Consider the following 18514-nt stretch of genomic DNA (forward strand, 5'->3'; position numbering starts at 1 on the left):
GTCCGCCGCGGGCGACGCAGCCGACCCGGCCCCGCGCCCCCGTGCCACCGCACCCGGAGGAGCCCGTCCGATGTCCCAGCTCGAGACCGGTCAGCTGACCGCCGTCCCCGACAGCTCGCCGGTCGTGGTCGAGCACCCCGGCGGCAGGCTGCCCCTGCAGGTCGTGCCGGCGACCGAGGGCGACGACGGCGTCGACATCTCCGCCCTGCTCAGCCGCACCGGGTACGTCACCCTCGACCCCGGCTTCGTCAACACCGCCTCCACGCAGTCGGCGATCACCTACATCGACGGCGACGCCGGGATCCTGCGCTACCGCGGCTACCCCATCGCCCAGCTGGCCGAGCAGTCCTCCTTCGCCGAGGTCAGCTACCTGCTCATCTACGGGGAGCTGCCCACGGCGGCGCAGCTGGAGGCGTTCGAGGGGCGGATCCGCCGCCACACCCTGCTGCACGAGGACCTCAAGGGCTTCTTCGGGGGCTTCCCGCGCGACGCGCACCCGATGCCGGTGCTCTCCTCGGCGGTCTCGGCCCTGTCGACCTTCTACCAGGACTCCCTGAACCCCCGCGACGCCGAGCAGGTGGAGCTGTCGACGTTCCGGCTGCTGGCCAAGCTGCCGACGATCGCCGCGTACGCGTACAAGAAGAGCTCCGGGCAGCCGTTCCTCTACCCGGACAACTCCAAGGGCCTGGTCGAGAACTTCCTGCGCATGACGTTCGGCTTCCCCGCGGAGCCGTACGAGGCCGACCCGGCCGTGGTCAGGGCGCTCGACCTGCTGCTGGTGCTGCACGCCGACCACGAGCAGAACTGCTCGACGTCCACGGTGCGCATGGTCGGCTCCTCGGGCGCGAACCTGTTCGCGTCGGTCTCGGCCGGCATCCACGCCCTGTCCGGGCCCGCGCACGGCGGGGCGAACCAGGCGGTGCTGGAGATGCTCGAGTCGATCCGGCGCGGGGACGACGACGCCGACTCCTTCATGGCCAGGGTCAAGGCCAAGGAGAAGGGCGTGCGGCTGATGGGCTTCGGCCACCGCGTGTACAAGAACTACGACCCGCGGGCGGCGATCGTGAAGAAGACGGCCGACGACATCCTCGAGCGCACGGGGCCGAGCGAGCTGCTCGACATCGCCAAGCGCCTGGAGGAGATCGCCCTGCACGACGAGTACTTCGTCGAGCGCAAGCTGTACCCGAACGTGGACTTCTACACCGGCCTGATCTACCAGGCGATGGGCTTCCCGACGAAGATGTTCACGGTGCTCTTCGCCCTCGGCCGCCTGCCGGGCTGGATCGCGCAGTGGCGCGAGATGGTGGAGGACCCCCAGACCAAGATCGGGCGCCCGCGCCAGGTCTACACCGGGGCGACCGAGCGCGCGTACGTCCCGCTGGCGCAGCGCTAGCGGGACGGGCGCCGCCGGCGGGTCAGCCGTCGCCGGCGGCGACCTGCACCAGCGCGGCCCCGGGCGGGGCGGCCAGGGCGGCGTCCTCGCCCTCGACCGGCTGCCAGCCGGCCTCGGGGTCCTCGCGCCGCCACACCCGCCCCTCGGTCGCGACGGAGACGACCTGCAGGTCCGCGGCGTGGGCCACGGCCCAGTGCGCGAGCGACCACCCCTCCCGGACGGCGTCCGGGCCCGTGCCGCCCGCGCCGAGGACGACGTCCGCGCCGTCGTCGACGGGGGTGGTCGGCACGCCGTCGCCGCGCTCGGCGTGCAGGCGCTGGACCACGGCGGCGGTGCGCGGCCAGTACCCGTCCTCGCCCGGGCGCTGGGCCTGCGCCCCCTCGACCGGGCGCAGGCGGCAGGTCAGCGCGGCGGGCGAGTACCCGGTCAGCGCCGACGCGTAGGCGCGCCCCTCCGGCTCGTGGTCGGCGTACGCCAGCGGGAAGCCCGAGCGCTGCACGCGCTGGGCGACGTCGGTGATGGGCAGGTCCTCGTAGCCGTCGACCTGCACGAGCACGTCGTAGAACGCGCCGGTGGAGTGCAGCGGGTCCTGGACCTGCTCCGGCGTGCCCCAGCCCTGCGAGGGCCGCTGCTGGAACAGCCCCAGGGAGTCGCGGTCGCCGTAGGCGATGTTGCGCAGCTTCGACTCCTGCACCGCGGTGGCCAGCGCGATCGTCGCCGCCCGCGCGGGCAGGCCCCGCTGCTGCGCGACCGCCGTGATCAGCGCGGCGTTGCCGGCCTGGTCCGGCGCCAGGTCGTGCTCGACGCCGTCGGCGAGGGCCGTGCACCGCTCGACGAGCACGGTGGAGCCGTCGGGCAGCACCTGCTGCACGCCCGCCCAGACCCCGCCGCCGAGGACGCCGAGGACGGCCGTGATCCCCAGGGCGCGCAGCAGGGAGCGGCGCACCCCCTCCCGCCCGCCCTCGCCGCGCCGCGGCGGCGGCGGGGCCGGGCGCCGCCGCGGCGCGGCGGGGCGGGCGGCGGTCGCGCTCAATTGGCGTGCAGGGCGGGGTCGAGGGCCACGGCCGTCCCGGCCCGCGGCAGCGCCTCGACCGCCCCGGTGCCCGAGTTGCGGCGGAAGAGCAGGCCCGAGGAGCCCGACAGGTCCAGCGCCTTGACCGTGCGGGGCTCCCCGCCCCGCCCGGGCTCCGGGTGCAGCAGCACGCGCGTGCCCGCCGTGACGTACAGGCCGGCCTCCACGACGCAGTCGTCCCCGAGGCTGATCCCCACGCCGGCGTTCGCCCCCACCAGGGAGCGCTCGCCGATGGAGACCACCTGCCGTCCGCCGCCGGAGAGGGTGCCCATGATCGACGCCCCGCCCCCGACGTCCGAGCCCGCGCCCACCACGACGCCGGCGGAGATCCGGCCCTCGACCATGGACGGGCCGAGGGTGCCGGCGTTGAAGTTGACGAAGCCCTCGTGCATGACGGTGGTGCCCTCGGCCAGGTGGGCGCCCAGGCGCACGCGGTCGGCGTCCGCGACGCGCACGCCGGCGGGGACGACGTAGTCGGTCATGCGCGGGAACTTGTCGACGCCGAGCACCTGCACCGGCCCGGCGGAGGCGCGCAGCCGCAGCCGCGCGGCCTCGAAGCCCGCGACGGCGCACGGGCCGTGGTTGGTCCACACCACGTTCGCGAGCACCCCGAAGATCCCCTCGAGGGAGACGCCGTGGGGGGCGACCAGGCGCGCGGAGAGCAGGTGCAGGCGCAGGTAGGCGTCGGGGGCGTCGGCGGGGGCGGCGTCCAGGTCGACCACCGTGCGCGCCACCGCCAGGGACACGCCCCGGGCGGGGTCCTTCCCCTCGAGCGCGGCGAGGTCGGCGGGGACGGCGTAGGGGCCGCTGGAGCCCTCCGGCGGCTCGCCGAGGGCGGGGGAGGGGTACCAGGTGTCGAGCACCGTCCCGTCCTCGGCGGTCGTGACCAGGCCGAACCCCCACGCGCTGCGGCTCATGGCGCCCAGAGTAGGTCGGTGCGCCCGTAGTGTCGGGAAGATGAGCGAGACCGCGGCCCTTCCCGTCCTGGACCTGCGCGGGGACGTCGTCGACCTGGCCAGGGCGCTGTGCGACGTGCCGTCCGTCAGCGGCGAGGAGGCGGCGCTCGCCGACCTCGTCGAGGCCGCGCTGCGCGACCTGGGCCACCTGGAGGTGCTGCGCGACGGGGACGCGGTGCTCGCCCGCACGTCGCTCGGCCGGGCCGAGCGGGTCGTCGTCGCGGGCCACCTGGACACGGTGCCGATCGCGGGCAACGTGCCGTCGCGGCTCTCGGGCAGCGGCGAGGACGCCGTGCTCGTCGGGCGCGGCAGCGTGGACATGAAGTCCGGGGTCGCCGTCCAGCTCGCCGTGGCCGCCGCCGTGGTCGAGCCGGTGCGGGACGTGACGTGGGTCTTCTACGACCACGAGGAGGTCGAGTCGGCGCTGAACGGGCTCGGCCGGATCTCGCGCGAGCACCCCGAGTGGCTGGCGGGGGACTTCGCGGTGCTGTGCGAGCCGTCGGGCGCGACCGTGGAGGGCGGGTGCCAGGGCACCCTGCGCGCCGAGGTGGTGGTGCGGGGGCGGGCGGCGCACGCGGCGCGGTCGTGGACCGGGGTGAACGCGATCCACGGCGCGGGGAAGGTGCTGGCGCGGCTGGCGGCGCACGAGGCGCGCGTCGTCGACGTCGACGGGCTGACCTACCGCGAGGGCCTGAACGCGGTGCGGATCGAGGGCGGGATCGCCGGCAACGTCATCCCGGACCGGTGCCGGGTGGAGGTCAACTTCCGGTACGCCCCGGACCGGTCGCCGGCCGAGGCCGAGGCGCACGTGCGGTCGGTGCTCGAGGGGTTCGACGTGCGGGTCACCGACAACGCGCCGGGCGCGCGGCCGGGGCTGCAGCACCCGGCGGCGGCGGCGTTCGTCGCGGCCATCGGCCGCCCGCCGGCGCCGAAGCTGGGGTGGACGGACGTCGCCCGCTTCGCCGCGATCGGCGTGCCGGCGGTCAACTTCGGGCCCGGTGACCCGGTGCAGGCGCACACGGACGGGGAGCAGTGCCCGGTGGCGCAGATCCGCGAGTGCGAGCGCGCGCTGGCGGCGTGGCTCAGCGAGGTCTAGGCCAAGCCGGTCCGGGCCGGTGCCACGGGCACGACGCCCTGGATCGTCTTGGCCCAGACGTTCTGGCGTCGTACGATCCGGGTGTGTCGCCCCTTCCTGCGCCTCCTGCCTGGGAGCAGCCCCTTCCCGAGGCCACCCCGCCACCGGAGGTGGCCGTCTACCAGCTGCCCACCGGCACGTACGAGACCCGAGCGGCCTTCGCCGTCCGCGGCGGGTCGTTGCGCGACAAGCGCCAGTTCGCCGCGACGGCCGTCCTGGTGCACCACCCGAGGGGCGACCTCCTCATCGACGCGGGCTTCGGCTCCGGCGTCGCCGCGCACGTCGCGACCCTCCCGCGGATCCAGCGCGCTCCGCACTCGGTGACCAGGACGGTGAGCGAGCAGCTCGACGCCAGCGGCTGGGACCGCAGCCGGCTGCTCGGCGTGCTGGTGACCCACTCCCACTGGGACCACGTGAGCGGTCTCGACGACCTGCAGCTGCCGATCTGGATGAACGCGGCCGAGCTGCACCACGCGGCCGAGGCGGCGGACGGGGCGGTGTTCCGCGCCGTGTCCGCGGGCCACGAGATCCGCGAGTACGCCGTCGACGGCCCGGCGCACCTCGGCTTCCCGTCGAGCCTGGACGTGCACGGCGACGGCTCCGTGGTCGTCGTCCCCGCCGGAGGTCACACGCCCGGCTCCGTGGTCGTCTTCGTCGCCGTGCCGTCCGGTCAGCGGTACGCCTTCGTCGGCGACCTGACCTGGCAGCTCGACGGCGTCCGCCGACGCGTCGAGCGGCCGTGGTTGCTGCGCCGGCTCGCCGACAGCGATCCCGCACAGGTGCGACAGGGCCTGCTCAGGGTGATCGCCCTGGCCGGCCTGGTGCAGGTCGTCCCGGCCCACGACCGCGACGCCTACGACGGCATCCCGCACCTGCCCGACCGGACGGCACCTGCGTGAGCGCCGAGCCTGCCGAGCGGAGCGGGCCCGTCGAGCCGTCCACCAGCGGCGCGCGAGGAGCGCGAGGTTCCCGGATGCAGGGTCCACCACCACCGGCTCGACCTGACGCGGACCGGACGGCACCCGGCGGCACGAGGCCGGGTCCCTCGGTGGAGTCGGAGATCACCTGGCTCCTGCACCGGGCGGCCCAGCGGATGCGCGGGGTGACGGGCCGACGAGCGGAGGAGCACGGGCTCCAGCTGCGCGACCACATCGTGCTGAGCGCCCTCGACAGGACCCCGGACCTCACCCAGGGCGAGCTGGGCAGGGCCCTCGGGCTGGACAAGAGCACGCTGATGAGCCAGCTGGACCGGCTCGAGCGCAGGGGTCTCGTCGTGCGCCGCAGCGACCCTCGCGACCGCCGCGCACGGATCCCGCAGATCACCGAGGCCGGGAGCGCCGTGCGCGCGGACGTGGCCGCCGCCTGCGCCAGCGCCGAGGCGGCGGTCCTGGACGGCTTCAGCCAGGACCAGGTGCACGTCTTCCGGCGCATGCTCGTGGAGGTCATCGGCGACGGCGAGGACCGGGGATCGTGCCTGTGACCCGCCCGCGCGCCAGGTCCGGTGCGGAGCGGGAACGGCCCGGGGCGCGGGGCCTCGACGCCGGCGGGGCACGGCTCCGCACCGGGGCCGTGCGCACCAGGCCCGCGCCGCTGCGAGGCGCCGTCGTCGCCGACCGCGACCGGCCCGGGCGCGCCCTGCGCGTCCCCGCCCGCCCCGAGGCCGGCCTCGTCGTCCTCAGCGCGGGGGACGGCGCCCGCCGCACGAGCACCGTGCGCGTGGCCCCCGGCGACGTCCCGCTCCTCGTGGCAGCGCTGTCGGGCGCCGCCGTGGCCGACGTCCTGCCCGCCGTCTGCTGACCCGCGCTTTCTGCACTTCCCCGGGAAAGTGCGGAAGGGCGCGCTCGGTCATGCGCACTCTCCCGGGAAAGTGCGGGCAGACGGGTCCGGTCGGGCGCGCCTTCCCGGGAAAGTGGGGCGCGGCACCGGGGCGGGCGCCTGGCAGGCTGCCGCCCGTGGCCGCCGTCGCCGTCTTCTGCTCCGCCTCCGAGCGCATCGACCCCGAGCACCTGGCCCTGGCCGCGCGGGTCGGCGCGCTGCTCGCCGAGCGCGGGCACTCCCTCGTCTCCGGGGGCGGGTCGCTGTCGATGATGGGCGCGCTCGCCCGCGCCGTGCGCGCCGCCGGCGGCCGCACCTACGGCGTGATCCCCGCCGAGCTGCTGCGCCTGGAGGTCGGCGACACCGGCTCCGACGAGCTCGTCGTCACCGACGGCATGCGCGAGCGCAAGGGCCTCATGGACGCCGCCGCGGACGCCTTCCTCGTGCTGCCCGGCGGCCTGGGCACGCTCGAGGAGCTGCTGGAGGTGTGGTCCGCGCGCGCCCTGCGCCTGCACGCCAAGCCCGTGGTCGTGTGCGATCCCACCGGGGTGCTGGCGCCGCTGCGGCTCGCCGTCGAACACCTCGTCGACGCGCGGTTCGTGGCGCCCGCCGCGGCGGCGCAGGTGCGCTGGAGCGACGACCCGCGCGCCGCGGTGGCGCTGCTCGAGGCCGAGCTCGCCGGCGCGGCCGCCGGGCGGGGTGCCGGGCAGGGCGCCGGCGGCGTCCCGCCCGCCGACCGGCTGCAGGAGGGCCTCGAGGCCCAGCCCTGACCTCCTCCCGGCCCCAGCGCCCCGTGGCACCATCGGCGCCGTGAGCCTCGCCCTCCTCCTGCTCGCCGTGGCCCTGGTCGCGGTCGTGGTCGCCGTGGCCTCCGGGCGCGTGCGCGGCGGCCTGCCCCCCGCGGCCGGCACGGGCCCGCGCGCGCAGCTGCCGCCCGGCGCCGCCGGCTCCCTCGGGGCCCACGACGTCGAGGCCGTGCGCTTCACCGTGGCGCTGCGCGGCTACCGCGCGGACGAGGTGGACGCCGTCCTCGACCGGCTGCGCGACGAGCTCGCCGAGCGCGACGCCCGCCTCGCCGCGCTCACCGCACCCGCTCCCGCGCCGGCTCCCGCGCCGGCACCCGGACCCGCCTCCGCGACGGCTCCCGCCGAGGGCGCGTCCGCGGCACGCGGGCAGGGCTGAGCCGGTGGCCCGCTTCACCGCCACCCGCGAGGTGGCCGCGCCCGTCGAGCTCGTGTGGGCGCGGCTGACCGACTGGGCCTCCCACGGCCGGTGGGTGCCCCTGACGTCGATGACGGTCACCCGCGACACCGGCGGCGTCGGCACGGTGTTCGTCGGCCGCAGCGGCATCGGCCCGCTGGGCTTCGACGACCCCATGGAGGTCGTGCGCTGGGACCCCCCGACGTCCTCGCGCGCCGGCACGGCGGGCGTCGAGCACCGCGGGCGCGTGGTGCTCGGCGTCGCCGAGGTGCAGGTGGTGCCGCTGCCCGGCGGCCGGTGCCGGGTGCGGTGGACCGAGGACGTGTCCGTCCTCTCCCGCCGCCTCTCGCGCGCGGTGACGGGCCCGCTCGCGCTCGGCGGGCGCCTCGTCTTCGGCGCCGTGCTCGCCCGGATGGCGCGCGAGGTGGAGGCCGAGAGCGCGCGACGTGCCTGAGGACGTCGGCGCTGGGGACGTCGGCGCCGGGGACGTCGGCGCTGGGGACGTCGGCGCGCTGCCCGGCCCGGACGGCGCGCTGCCCGGCCCGGACGGCGCGCTGCCCGGCCCGGACGGCGTGCTGCGCTGCCCCTGGGGAGTCACCGGTCCGGCGGACTACCGCGCCTACCACGACGCCGAGTGGGGTCGGCCCGTGCGCGGCGAGGCCGCGCTCTACGAGCGGCTGGTCCTCGAGGGCTTCCAGGCCGGGCTGTCCTGGCTGGTCGTGCTGCGCAAGCGCCCCGCCCTCCGCGCCGCCTTCGCCGGCTTCGACCCCGAGGTGGTCGCCGGCTTCGGCCCGGACGACGTCGCGCGGGTGCTCGCGGACCCGGGCGTAGTGCGCAACCGCGCCAAGGTGGAGGCGGCCGTGCGCAACGCCCGCGCCGTCCTCGCCCTGCGCGAGCGCGCTCCCGGCGGGCTCGAGGCGCTGATCGCCGAGGGCGCCCCGCCACCCGGCCCGGCGCCGCGCACGCCGGCGGACGTGCCCGCGCAGACCCCGGCGTCGCGGGCGCTGGCCCGCCGCCTGGCCGCGGCGGGCTTCTCCTTCGTCGGCCCCCGCACGGTGCACGCGCTGCTCCAGGCCTGCGGCTTCGTCGACGACCACCTGGCCGCGTGCGCCTTCCGCCGCGGCGCCCGCGGCGCGGCGTGAACCGCGCCCTGCAGCTGCGCGACCGAGCCGTGGACGCCGGCGCCGCCGCGGCGCGCCGCGCCGGGGAGCGGCTGCTGGCCCTGCCCGTGTGGCTGCAGGCGCTGGCGGTCTACGCCGCGACGCGGGCGGTGACGACCGCCATCACCCTGCGCGTGGCCCGGGAGCAGCCCGCCTCCTCCTGGACGCCCGCCTCCCCGGGCTACGGCGGCTTCACCGCGCAGCTGTGGGACGCCACCTGGTACCAGCGCATCGCCGAGACCGGCTACCCGCTGCCGCTGCCGCGCGGGGACGACGGCGCGCCCCTGCAGAGCGAGTGGGCCTTCTTCCCCGCCTACCCCCTCCTCGTGCGCGCGGCAGCGGCCGCGACCGGCGCGTCCTGGCCCGTGGCGGCCCCCACCACGAGCCTGCTGGTGGGGGCGGTGGCCGCGGTCGTCGTCCTGCACCTCTTCCGCGCCGCCGCCCGGCGCGCGCAGGAGCCGGGGGCGGACCCGAGCGCGGCGCCCCGGACCGCGCTGGCCGGGCTGGCCCTCGTGCTCGTCTTCCCCTCCTCGCCCCTGCTGCAGTACGCCTACAGCGAGTCCCTGGCGCTGCTGGCGCTGGCCGGCGCCCTGCTGGCGCTCGTGCACCGCCGCTACGGCTGGTGCGCCGTGGCGGTGCTGCTGCTCGGGGCCTCCCGGGCGGTCGCGCCGCCCTTCGCCGCGGTGGTCGCCGTGCACGCGCTGGCCCGCTGGCGCGCGCGGGGCCACGACCCGTTCCCGGTCCGCGAGCGGCTCGCCGTCGCCCTGCTCGCCGCGGCGAGCGCGCTCGCCGCGGCGGCGTGGCCGGCCGTCGTGGCGCTCGCGACGGGCCGGGTCGACGGGTACGCGCAGCTGCAGTCCGCCTGGCGCGGGCAGGACGCGACCTGGGTGCTGCCCTGGGTCTCCGGTTCCCGGCACGTGGTCGGGCCCGTGCTCGGGCCCGTGCTGCTCGCCCTCGCCGTCGCCTCGCTGGTGGTGTGGTGCACGGGGCGGCGGGCCCGCGCGCTCGGCCCGGAGCTGCCCGCGTGGGTGCTGGCCTACGCCGCCCACCTCCTGCTCGTGGTCGACCTGTGGACGTCGGCCCCGCGGTTCTGGCTGCTCGCCTTCCCGCTGGCGCTGCTGCTCGCCGCGGGACTGCGCTCGCGAGGGCACCTGGTGACGTGGCTGGCGGCGTCGGTGGCCCTGCAGGTGGTGTGGACGGCGTGGCTGTGGCGCTTCTCCCCGCCCACGGACCTGCCGCCCTGACGCCGCGGAGGAGGGGCGCGCACCCCCGCCGGCGCCCGTTTCCTCCCCGGGCTCCCGCGATGGGATGATGGCGCCCTCACCAGGCGCCCGACAGGGCGCCGCTCCGCGTCTCGACCAGGGACTCGACCACGAAGGGGTCGCCGCATGGCCGCCATGAAGCCCAGGACCGGTGACGGACCGCTGGAGGTCACCAAGGAGGGCCGGGGCATCGTCATGCGGATGCCGCTGGAGGGCGGCGGCCGTCTGGTCGTGGAGATGTCGCCCGACGAGGCGAACGCCCTCGGGGACGCCCTCAAGACCGCCGCCGGCTGACGTGGCGCGCGCCGGCGCGAGCGGCGCCACCGCGCCGGGCGGCGCGGTGGGCCCCGGCCCGTCGCGGCCGATGCCCTCGCTGCGCGCGGTCGCCGCGCGCGAGCTGTCCGCCGTCCCCGACGCCGACGTCCTCGCCGTCCCGGTCGCCCGGGGGGTGGGCGAGGAGGGCCCCCAGCCGCGGGCCGGCACGGCCGACGCCGCGGTCGCCTACGGCATCGACCTCGCCGCGGTGTGCGAGCGGGCGCGGTTCACGGGCGCCGCGGGCGGCGTGCTGCCCGTGCCCGGGGCGCGCCCGGCTCCTGCGGGGGACGGCGCCGCGCTGCCGCCGTCGCTGCTGCTCGTGGGCACCGGCGCGGGCACCCCGCAGGACCTGCGCCGCGCCGGCGCCGCGCTCGCCCGCGCCGTGCGCGGCCGCTCGCTCGTCGCCACCCCGGTCGTCGCCGACGCGCCGGCCGCGGGCGTGCAGGCCTTCGCCGAGGGCGCGCTGCTCGGCTCCTACCACCCGCCGCGCTCCGGGCTCTCCGAGGGCCCCGAGCCCGCGGTGGGGGCGCTCGCCCTGCTCGGCTGCACCGCCGAGGCGCCCCTGGAGCGGGCGAGCACCGGGGCCCGGGCCACGTGGCGGGTGCGCGACCTGGCCGCCACGCCGTCGTCCACGAAGAGCCCGCAGTGGGTGGCCGAGCAGGCGCGCCTGCTGGCCGGGCAGGTCGACGGCGTCGGGGTCGAGGTGCTCGACGAGCGCGAGCTGACCGCGCTCGGCTTCGGCGGGCTGCTCGCCGTGGGCGCCGGCTCGGCCACCCCTCCGCGCCTGGTGCGCGCGACCTTCACGCCGCGGCGCCCGCCCTCGGCGCTGCCGCGCCACGTCGTCCTCGTGGGCAAGGGCATCACGTTCGACACCGGCGGCCTGTCGATCAAGCCGCGCGAGGCCATGGTGCCGATGAAGACGGACATGACCGGTGCCGCCGTCGTCCTCGCCGCGCTGCTCGGGGCCGCCGAGCTGGACCTGCCGCACCGCGTCACCGCCCTGCTGCCGCTGGCCGAGAACGCCTTCGGCGCCTCCTCCTACCGCCCCGGCGACGTGGTGACCACCTTCGCCGGCACGACGGTGGAGGTGGCCAACACCGACGCGGAGGGACGGATGGTGCTCGCCGACGCGCTCTCCTACGCCGACGCCGAGCTGGGCCCCGACCTGCTCGTGGACGTCGCCACCCTCACCGGCGCCGCCAGCCTCGGCCTGGGCAAGCGCCACGCGGCCCTGTTCACCGCCGACGACGCCCTCGCCGCGGGCCTGGAGGCGGCCGCCGACGACTCCGGGGAGCGCGTGTGGCGCATGCCCCTGGTGGAGGACTACCGCCCCGCCCTCGACAGCGAGGTCGCCGACCTGCGGCACGTGCCCGCCGAGTCCCCGGGCGCCGGGGCCGTGACGGCCGCGCTGTTCCTGCGCGAGTTCACCGGCTCGCGCACCTGGGCGCACCTGGACGTCGCCGGCCCGGCGCGCGCCGACCGCGACGAGCACGAGGTGACCAAGGGCGCCACCGGCTTCGGCGCCCGGCTGCTGCTGCGGTGGCTCGAGGGGCTGGCCTGATCACCGCCTCGCCCGCCTCCGCCGCGCGAGGACCCTCCGGCACTAGGCTGGACCGGCCACGGGGACGCCAGGAGGACCGCGCCATCACCGCCAACGCCAGCACCGCCAGGGCCAGCGTCGCCAAGTCGACGAGCTGGTCCTACGCCGAGCACTTCGTCCCCGAGAGCGAGGCCATGGAGCGGGCGCGGGCGCGCGCCTCCGAGCTCGGCATCGGCGCGACGGGCCCGGGGGCAGGCTCCCTGCTGCGGGCCCTGTGCGCCGCCGCCGACGCCCGCTCGGTGGTGGAGGTGGGCACCGGCGCCGGGGTCTCCGGCCTGTGGCTGCTCGGCGGCATGCCCGCCGACGGGGTGCTGACCACCATCGACGTCGAGGTCGAGCACCTGCGCGCCGCCCGGCAGGCCTTCGCCGAGGTCGGCGTGCGCAGCGGCCGGATCCGGGGCATCACGGGGCGCGCCAGCGACGTCCTGCCGCGCCTGACCGAGGGCGGCTACGACCTCGTGCTCCTGGACGCCGACCCGCGCGGCGCGCTGGGCTACCTCGACCGCGCGGTGCGGCTGCTGCGCCGCGGCGGGGTGCTGGCCGTCGCCGGCGCCCTCTCGCACGACCGCGCCGGGGACCCGGCGCAGCGCGACCCCGCCACCACGGCCGTGCGCGAGATCGCCAAGGAGCTGCGCGCGCAGGAGGACCTCCTGCCGTCGCTGGTGCCCAGCAGCGACGGGCTGCTCCTCGCCGTCCGGCGCCGCTGAGACGCCCGAAGGGGTTGCGGCACCCCCCGGTGGTGACGCATCGTGTTCACACAACACCTGTGGGTGAGTGACAAGGGTCACACGGCCTTCCCAGGCCGTTTCCAGGCATCGGCGCCAGGCTGGAGCGTCGGCGCAGGTGCAGCCGGGGCGCGGAGGCGGTCGTGGACGGACGAGAGCTCGAGCAGGTCGTGCAGCCGGTGGACGACGTGCCCTCGTGGGAGGACGTCGTCCGCCTGCACTCGGAGCGCGTCTACCGGCTCGCCCACCGCCTGACCGGCGACCCGCACGAGGCGGAGGACCTCACGCAGGAGGTCTTCGTGCGCGTCTTCCGCTCGCTGGCCGACTACGTGCCGGGCACGTTCGAGGGCTGGCTGCACCGGATCACGACGAACCTCTTCCTGGACCAGGTGCGCCGCCGTCGCCGCGTGCGCGTCGACGCGCTGACCGAGGAGGCCGCCGCCCGGCTGCCCGACGGCGAGCCGGGGCCGGAGCGGGCCTTCGAGCGCGCGCACCTGGACCTGGACGTGCAGGCGGCCCTGGACCGCCTGCCCCCCGCCTTCCGCGACGTCGTCGTCCTCGTCGACGTCGAGGAGCTCTCCTACGAGGAGGCGGCCCGCGTCCTGGACGTGAAGATGGGCACGGTGCGCTCGCGCCTGCACCGCGCCCGGGCCCAGCTGCGGCGCGAGCTGGTGCACCTGGCCCCGCCCACCGCCCTGCGTCCCGTGCCGGGCGGGCGGCCGCCGCAGCGCCGGCCCGTGCGGGCCGTGGCGCGACCGGTCGGGGGCCTGCCGGGGGCCGCGCTGCCCGTGGCCGGCTGACCCGCTCCCCCCCGGCCGGACCACCCGTGCAGCGCGCACGGGAGGCGGCGGGGGAGGATGGGCCCGACCAGGGAGGTGGCATGAGCGAGCGACCCGCAGCACCGGCGGCGGACGCGGACGCCGTCCGGAGCGCGACGGCCGTGCCCGCCGGGCCGCTGTCCGGGCACGACGGTCCCGGCTTCCCGCACGCCCCGCACGTGCCCGAGGACGGCGGGGCGGTGCCCGCGCGCCGTCCGGCCCGGCGCCGGCGCGGCGCGCTCGCGGTGCTCGGCGCCGCGGGCGCCCTGCTGCTCGGCACCGCGGGCGGCTTCGCCGGCGGGGCGCTGCAGGACCGCCTGAGCGGCGGCGCGGGCACGGCGTCCGCGCCGCTGCGCGTGGTGCCGGGCGGCTCCGCCGGCGGGAGCGCGGACGGCGGCGACGGCGACGGCGGCACGTCCCCGGCGCTGCCGGAGCAGGGGGCGGTCAGCGAGGTCGCGGCCGCGGTGCTGCCGAGCGTGGTGGCGCTGCAGGTGAGCACGCCGACCGCGGCGGGCTCGGGCTCCGGGTTCGTCGTCGGCGACGGCCTGCTGCTGACGAACAACCACGTCGTCGCGGCGGCCGCCGACGGCGGCGGCGAGGTCACGGCGGTCTTCGGCGACGGCACGGAGGTGGCGGCCGAGCTCGTCGGGCGCACCACGCCGTACGACCTGGCCGTGCTGCGGGTGGAGCGCGAGGGGCTCGTGCCGCTGGAGTTCGCGGACTCCGCGGCCCTGGCCGTCGGCGCTCCGGTCGTGGCGATCGGCGCGCCGCTGGGCCTGGAGGGCACCGTGACCACGGGCATCGTCAGCGCGCTCAACCGCCCCGTGGCAGCGGGGCAGGGGCAGGACAGCGCCTTCATCAACGCCATCCAGACCGACGCCGCGATCAACCCGGGCAACTCCGGCGGGCCCCTGGTGGACATGCAGGGCCGCGTCGTCGGCGTCACCTCCGCCATCGCCCAGGCGCCCGGGGCCCTCGGCGGCAGCGGCGGCAACATCGGCCTCGGCTTCGCGATCCCGAGCGCGCAGGCGGTGCGCACCTCCCAGGAGATCATCGACACCGGGCGCGCGACCTACCCCGTCATCGGCGTCGCGCTCGACGAGCGCTACACCGGGCAGGGCGTGCAGGTGGCCACCGGGTCGAGCCCGACCGGGCCGCCGGTGACGCCGGGCGGCCCCGCCGAGCAGGCGGGGATCCAGCCCGGGGACCTCATCACCGCGTTCGAGGGCCGGCCGGTGACGGCGAACGACGAGCTCATCGTCGCCATCCGCGCTCAGCGGCCCGGGGACACCGTGACGCTGACCGTCGTCCGCGACGGCCAGGCCCGCGACGTCGACCTCGTCCTCGACCAGGCCGAGAGCGACTGAGGAGCGAGCGGGTGTTCGGCGTCAACCTCGGCGAGCTGTCGATCATCGCCCTCGTCGCGCTCCTGGTGATCGGGCCGGAGCGGCTGCCGCAGTACGCCGCCCAGCTCGGGCGCGTGGTGCGCGAGGGGCGGCGGATGGCCCTCGGCGTGCGCGAGCAGGTGCGCGACGAGCTGGGCCCGGAGTTCGACGAGGTCGACTGGCGCAAGCTGGACCCGCGCCAGTACGACCCGCGCCGCATCGTCCGCGACGCCCTGTCCGAGGCGTGGGAGGACCACCCGCCCTCGCGCTCCCGGGCCTCCGGGGCGACCCCGAGCCGGCGCGCGACCCCGGGCCGCCCGGTCCAGCGCTCCCAGGACGCCGGCCCGCCCCCGTTCGACGCCGACGCCACCTGAGCGCGGGGCCCTCAGCCGACGGGGGTGATCCCGAGGCGGCGGCCGGCGAGGCTGCGCGGGCGGTGCCCGAGGCGGTGGGCCAGGTCGCGGATCACGACGGCCGCGGGGGAGTCCGGCGCGGAGAGCACCACCGGCGTGCCGGCGTCCCCGCCCTCGCGCAGCGCGACGTCGATGGGCACCTGGGCCAGCAGCGGCACCTCCGTGCCGGTCTCGGCCGACAGGCGCCGGGCGACCTGCTCGCCGCCGCCGGAGCCGAACAGCTCCACGCGCGAGCCGTCGGGCATCGGCATCCACGACATGTTCTCCACGACGCCGGCGATGCGCTGGCTCGTGCGCGTGGCGAGCCCGCCCGAGCGGTGCGCGACCTCCGCGGCCGCCGGCTGCGGGGTCGTCACGACGAGCACCTCCGAGCCCGGCAGCAGCTGGGACACGCTGATCGGGATGTCCCCGGTGCCGGGGGGCATGTCGAGCAGCAGCACGTCGAGGTCGCCGAAGTGCACCTCGGTGAGGAACTGCTGCAGCGCGCGGTGCAGCAGCGGGCCGCGGTGCATCACCGGCTGGCCGTCGGGGACGACCATGCCCATGGAGATGGCCTTGACGTCGTGCGCGACCGGCGGCAGGACCATGTCGTCCAGCTTCGTCGGCTTCGCCCGGGTGCCGAGGAGCCCGGGCACGGAGAAGCCGTGGACGTCGGCGTCCACCAGCCCCACCCGCAGGCCCTCGGCGGCCATCGCGACCGCGAGGTTGACCGTGAGGGTGGACTTGCCGACGCCGCCCTTGCCGGAGGCGACGGCGATCACGCGGGTGAGGCTGCCCGGCCGGGCGAAGGGCACCTCCCGCTCCGGGGTGCCGCCGCGCAGGGTCGAGCGCAGGCTCGCGCGCTGCTCGGCGTCCATGACGCCCAGGTCGACGCGGACCGCGACCACCCCGGGCACGGCGCGCACCGCGGCGGTGACGTCGCGGTCGATGGTGTCGCGCAGCGGGCAGCCGGCGGTGGTGAGCAGCACGGTGACCAGCACGGCGCCGGTGGCGGAGACCTGCACGGACTCGACCATGCCGAGCTCGGTGATGGGACGGCGGATCTCCGGGTCCAGCACCGTCGCCAGCGCGGCGCGCACGGCGGCCTCGGACGGCGCGCCGGCGGGTGCCGGAGCCGGGGACGCGGGAGCAGCGGGTGCGGGAACGGCGGGCGCGGGGGCCGCGGCGCCGCGACCGCGCAGGAACGGGCTCACCCGACGAGGGTAAGCCGCTCCGGACCACCTCCGTGCGTCAGCACCTCCGCGACCTCGGGCGCGTGCGGGTGCTGGCGCGTGCACCGGTCACGCGGGGGTGCGGCACCAGGGGCAGACGCGCCAGTCCTCCTCCAGGGGCCGCGAGCAGCTGCGGCAGGCGCCGGACGCGAGGTCCACCGCGCACCACGGGCACGCGAGCATGCCGGGGGTGACGGGCCGCTCGCACGAGGGGCACGCGCGGCCGGAGCCGTGCCCGGCGCCCGCGGAGGCGTCCTGGGCCGTCACGCGCACGGCCTCCTCGAACGTCGTCTCGCCCCGGCGCGCCTTCTCCACCGCGGACGCGCGCAGGGTCGTCATGCCGCGCGTGCGCGCGGTGGCCCCCACCGCGGCCTCGCTGGGGTCCTTCAGCAGCACCGAGCGCACCGCGGTGTCGACCTCGAGCACCTCGTAGACCGCCGTGCGGCCCCGGTAGCCGGTGCCGCCGCAGTCGGGGCAGCCGGTGCCGCGGCGCGGGGTGGCGCCGAGGAGGTCGCGCGCGCTCAGGCCGAGGACGCCGAGCACGGACTCGTCCGGCGCGTACGGCTCCGCGCAGGCGGAGCACGGTCGGCGCACGAGGCGCTGGGCGACCGAGGCGGTCAGGGAGGAGGCGACGAGGAACGGCTGGGTGCCCATGTCGACCAGGCGGGTCAGCGCCGCGACGGCCGAGTTGGTGTGCAGGGTGGTCAGCACCAGGTGGCCGGTGAGGGAGGCCTTCAGGGCCAGCTCGGCCGTCTCGGCGTCGCGCACCTCGCCGACGAGGACGATGTCGGGGTCCTGGCGCAGCACCGAGCGCAGCCCCGCCTGGAACGTCATGCCGGTGCGCGGGTTCACCTGCACCTGCGTGATGCCGGGCAGCTGCACCTCGACCGGGTCCTCCAGGGTGACGATGTTGCGCTCGGGGCTGAGCACCTCCGCCAGCGCCGAGTACAGCGTCGCGGTCTTGCCCGACCCGGTGGGGCCGGTGATGAGGACCAGGCCCTGCGGCAGGGCCAGCGCCCGCCGGAACGCCGCCAGCTGCGCGGGCTCGAAGCCGAGGCGCTTCAGCGGCGGCACGTCGTCCCCGCGGGTGAGCAGGCGCACGACGACCTTCTCCCCGTGCAGGGCGGGCAGGGTCGAGACGCGGCAGTCGACCGGGGCGCCGTCCACGGTGATGCGGGCGCGGCCGTCCTGCGGCACGCGGCGCTCGGCGATGTCCAGCCCGGAGATGATCTTCAGGCGGCTCACGACGGTGCCCGCGGCCCGCGGCGAGGTCGTCAGGACGTCGCGCAGGAGCCCGTCGACGCGGTAGCGCACCCGCAGGGCCTCGCGCTGGGTCTCGACGTGGATGTCGGAGGCGCCGAGGCGCACGGCGTCCGCGAGCACCCGGTTCACGAGCTGGACGACGGGGTCGCTCTCGTCGGCGCCGTCCCCGGCGAGGCCGCCGCCGCGCGCGCCGGGGCCGTCCTCGCCGTCGTCGGCCGCCGCGAGCACGGCGGTCGCGCCGCCGTCCTGGCCCAGGGACCACGCGCGCACCAGGTGCTCGCGGATCTGGCTCTCCGGGGCGACGAGGACCGTGAGCTCCTGGGCGCCGGTGTGCAGCTTCACGTCGTCGAGGGCGAGCACGTTGGTCGGGTCCGCGACCGCGACGACCAGGCCCGTGGGGGTGCGGTCGACGACGAGGACGCGGCTGCGGTCGGCGACGGACTGCGGCAGCAGCCGCACGACGTCCGGTGCCGGGGCGGTGCGGTGCAGGTCGAGGACGCCGAGCCCGAGCTGGTCCGCGAGCGCGACGGCGATGCCGCGCTCGTCGGTCAGCCCCATCTGCACCACGAGCTCGCCCAGGCGCCTGCGGGGGCCGGGCGCGGTCTGCTGCGCGGTCAGGACGCGGTCCAGCTGCTCGGCGCTGAGCACGCCCGCGTCGACGAGGAGGTCGCCCAGGCGGCGGCGCTGCAGGTGCTGCAGCGAGGTCGGCCCGGCCTGGGCGGGCAGCGCGCCGAGCGGGGCCGCCGGTGGGGAACCGCCCCACGGCGCCGCGGGCTGGGAAGGCATCACCC

At 77.5% G+C, this 18514-nt stretch carries 20 protein-coding genes; 16 read left to right on the forward strand and 4 right to left on the reverse strand.

Translation table 11 applies throughout. The features are described from left to right. The first annotated feature begins 70 nt into the window (after positions 1-70). Positions 71-1393, forward strand: a complete 1323-nt coding sequence (locus tag BLS82_RS12350; RefSeq protein ID WP_092866289.1) for a citrate synthase — start codon at positions 71-73, stop codon at positions 1391-1393. A gap of 22 nt (positions 1394-1415) precedes the next feature. Here BLS82_RS12350 and BLS82_RS12355 read toward each other — a convergent pair whose 3' ends face one another. Together BLS82_RS12355 and dapD are read right to left on the reverse strand one after the other, a co-directional pair. Then, positions 1416-2426 carry a hypothetical protein gene (locus BLS82_RS12355; protein ID WP_218123875.1) on the reverse strand — a complete coding sequence of 337 codons (1011 nt, stop codon included), beginning with the start codon at positions 2424-2426 and terminating at the stop codon, positions 1416-1418. Next, entirely contained in the window at positions 2423-3382 is a 960-nt protein-coding gene (gene dapD / locus BLS82_RS12360) for a 2,3,4,5-tetrahydropyridine-2,6-dicarboxylate N-succinyltransferase (protein ID WP_092866292.1), read from the reverse strand. Before dapD ends, BLS82_RS12355 begins: the two co-directional genes overlap by 4 nt. Before the next feature lie 40 nt (positions 3383-3422). Here dapD and dapE point away from each other — a divergent pair, with 40 nt between their 5' ends. From dapE to BLS82_RS12435, 15 genes are all read left to right on the forward strand, one after another. Then, complete coding sequence (dapE, locus tag BLS82_RS12365; protein WP_092866295.1) at positions 3423-4517, forward strand: succinyl-diaminopimelate desuccinylase; 1095 nt, start codon at positions 3423-3425, stop codon at positions 4515-4517. Between the two features lie 83 nt (positions 4518-4600). After that, a complete protein-coding gene (locus tag BLS82_RS12370) occupies positions 4601-5455 on the forward strand; it encodes an MBL fold metallo-hydrolase (RefSeq protein WP_092866297.1) in 855 nt (284 codons plus the stop codon). Positions 5456-5604: 149 nt separating this feature from the next. Next, the gene (locus BLS82_RS12375; RefSeq protein ID WP_218123876.1) at positions 5605-6036 is read left to right on the forward strand and encodes a MarR family winged helix-turn-helix transcriptional regulator; all 432 of its coding nucleotides are present in this window, start codon (positions 5605-5607) and stop codon (positions 6034-6036) included. Between the two features lie 89 nt (positions 6037-6125). Continuing rightward, a complete protein-coding gene (locus tag BLS82_RS12380) occupies positions 6126-6353 on the forward strand; it encodes a hypothetical protein (protein WP_143028849.1) in 228 nt (75 codons plus the stop codon). A 155-nt stretch (positions 6354-6508) separates the two neighbouring features. Then, positions 6509-7141 (forward strand): LOG family protein, encoded by a 633-nt coding sequence (locus tag BLS82_RS12385; protein WP_255378309.1) that lies wholly within the window; start codon positions 6509-6511, stop codon positions 7139-7141. A 40-nt stretch (positions 7142-7181) separates the two neighbouring features. Further along, positions 7182-7553 carry a DivIVA domain-containing protein gene (locus BLS82_RS12390; RefSeq protein WP_176819083.1) on the forward strand — a complete coding sequence of 124 codons (372 nt, stop codon included), beginning with the start codon at positions 7182-7184 and terminating at the stop codon, positions 7551-7553. 4 nt (positions 7554-7557) lie between these two features. Then, on the forward strand, positions 7558-8025 hold the full coding sequence (locus BLS82_RS12395) for an SRPBCC family protein (RefSeq protein WP_092866309.1): 468 nt from the start codon (positions 7558-7560) through the stop codon (positions 8023-8025). A gap of 100 nt (positions 8026-8125) precedes the next feature. After that, positions 8126-8713 carry a DNA-3-methyladenine glycosylase I gene (locus tag BLS82_RS12400; protein WP_092866988.1) on the forward strand — a complete coding sequence of 196 codons (588 nt, stop codon included), beginning with the start codon at positions 8126-8128 and terminating at the stop codon, positions 8711-8713. Next, positions 8710-9975 carry a hypothetical protein gene (locus BLS82_RS12405; RefSeq protein ID WP_143028850.1) on the forward strand — a complete coding sequence of 422 codons (1266 nt, stop codon included), beginning with the start codon at positions 8710-8712 and terminating at the stop codon, positions 9973-9975. The genes BLS82_RS12400 and BLS82_RS12405 overlap by 4 nt, the downstream gene beginning before the upstream one ends. A gap of 144 nt (positions 9976-10119) precedes the next feature. Then, complete coding sequence (locus BLS82_RS12410; RefSeq protein WP_092866314.1) at positions 10120-10287, forward strand: DUF3117 domain-containing protein; 168 nt, start codon at positions 10120-10122, stop codon at positions 10285-10287. A 70-nt stretch (positions 10288-10357) separates the two neighbouring features. Further along, a complete protein-coding gene (locus tag BLS82_RS12415; protein WP_092866990.1) occupies positions 10358-11869 on the forward strand; it encodes a leucyl aminopeptidase family protein in 1512 nt (503 codons plus the stop codon). Next, complete coding sequence (locus BLS82_RS12420) at positions 11848-12615, forward strand: O-methyltransferase (RefSeq protein WP_255378311.1); 768 nt, start codon at positions 11848-11850, stop codon at positions 12613-12615. Before BLS82_RS12415 ends, BLS82_RS12420 begins: the two co-directional genes overlap by 22 nt. 161 nt (positions 12616-12776) lie before the next feature. Continuing rightward, positions 12777-13433 (forward strand): RNA polymerase sigma factor SigE, encoded by a 657-nt coding sequence (gene sigE / locus BLS82_RS12425; RefSeq protein WP_092866317.1) that lies wholly within the window; start codon positions 12777-12779, stop codon positions 13431-13433. A gap of 80 nt (positions 13434-13513) precedes the next feature. After that, positions 13514-14818, forward strand: coding sequence for a S1C family serine protease (locus BLS82_RS12430; protein ID WP_092866319.1), 1305 nt, complete (start codon positions 13514-13516; stop codon positions 14816-14818). A gap of 11 nt (positions 14819-14829) precedes the next feature. Next, positions 14830-15210: a twin-arginine translocase TatA/TatE family subunit gene (locus BLS82_RS12435; protein WP_092866322.1), complete on the forward strand. Its 381-nt coding sequence runs from the start codon at positions 14830-14832 to the stop codon at positions 15208-15210. 11 nt (positions 15211-15221) lie between these two features. Here the strand turns inward: BLS82_RS12435 and BLS82_RS12440 are convergent, their stop codons facing one another. Together BLS82_RS12440 and BLS82_RS12445 are read right to left on the reverse strand one after the other, a co-directional pair. Beyond that, positions 15222-16328: an Mrp/NBP35 family ATP-binding protein gene (locus tag BLS82_RS12440; RefSeq protein ID WP_369811090.1), complete on the reverse strand. Its 1107-nt coding sequence runs from the start codon at positions 16326-16328 to the stop codon at positions 15222-15224. Positions 16329-16529: 201 nt separating this feature from the next. Further along, complete coding sequence (locus BLS82_RS12445; protein ID WP_092866996.1) at positions 16530-18509, reverse strand: ATPase, T2SS/T4P/T4SS family; 1980 nt, start codon at positions 18507-18509, stop codon at positions 16530-16532. Between the last annotated feature and the right edge of the window lie 5 nt (positions 18510-18514).

This window comes from Quadrisphaera sp. DSM 44207, from assembly GCF_900101335.1.
Taxonomy (GTDB): Bacteria; Actinomycetota; Actinomycetes; order Actinomycetales; family Quadrisphaeraceae; genus DSM-44207.

Excerpts from the sequence above, each read along its gene's own strand:
- BLS82_RS12350 (WP_092866289.1), top strand. The coding sequence starts at position 71 with ATGTCCCAGCTCGAGACCGGTCAGCTGACCGCCGTCCCCGACAGCTCG.
- dapD (WP_092866292.1), bottom strand. The coding sequence starts at position 3,382 with ATGAGCCGCAGCGCGTGGGGGTTCGGCCTGGTCACGACCGCCGAGGAC.
- dapE (WP_092866295.1), top strand. The coding sequence starts at position 3,423 with ATGAGCGAGACCGCGGCCCTTCCCGTCCTGGACCTGCGCGGGGACGTC.
- BLS82_RS12410 (WP_092866314.1), top strand. The coding sequence starts at position 10,120 with ATGGCCGCCATGAAGCCCAGGACCGGTGACGGACCGCTGGAGGTCACC.
- BLS82_RS12415 (WP_092866990.1), top strand. The coding sequence starts at position 10,358 with ATGCCCTCGCTGCGCGCGGTCGCCGCGCGCGAGCTGTCCGCCGTCCCC.
- BLS82_RS12430 (WP_092866319.1), top strand. The coding sequence starts at position 13,514 with ATGAGCGAGCGACCCGCAGCACCGGCGGCGGACGCGGACGCCGTCCGG.
- BLS82_RS12445 (WP_092866996.1), bottom strand. The coding sequence starts at position 18,509 with ATGCCTTCCCAGCCCGCGGCGCCGTGGGGCGGTTCCCCACCGGCGGCC.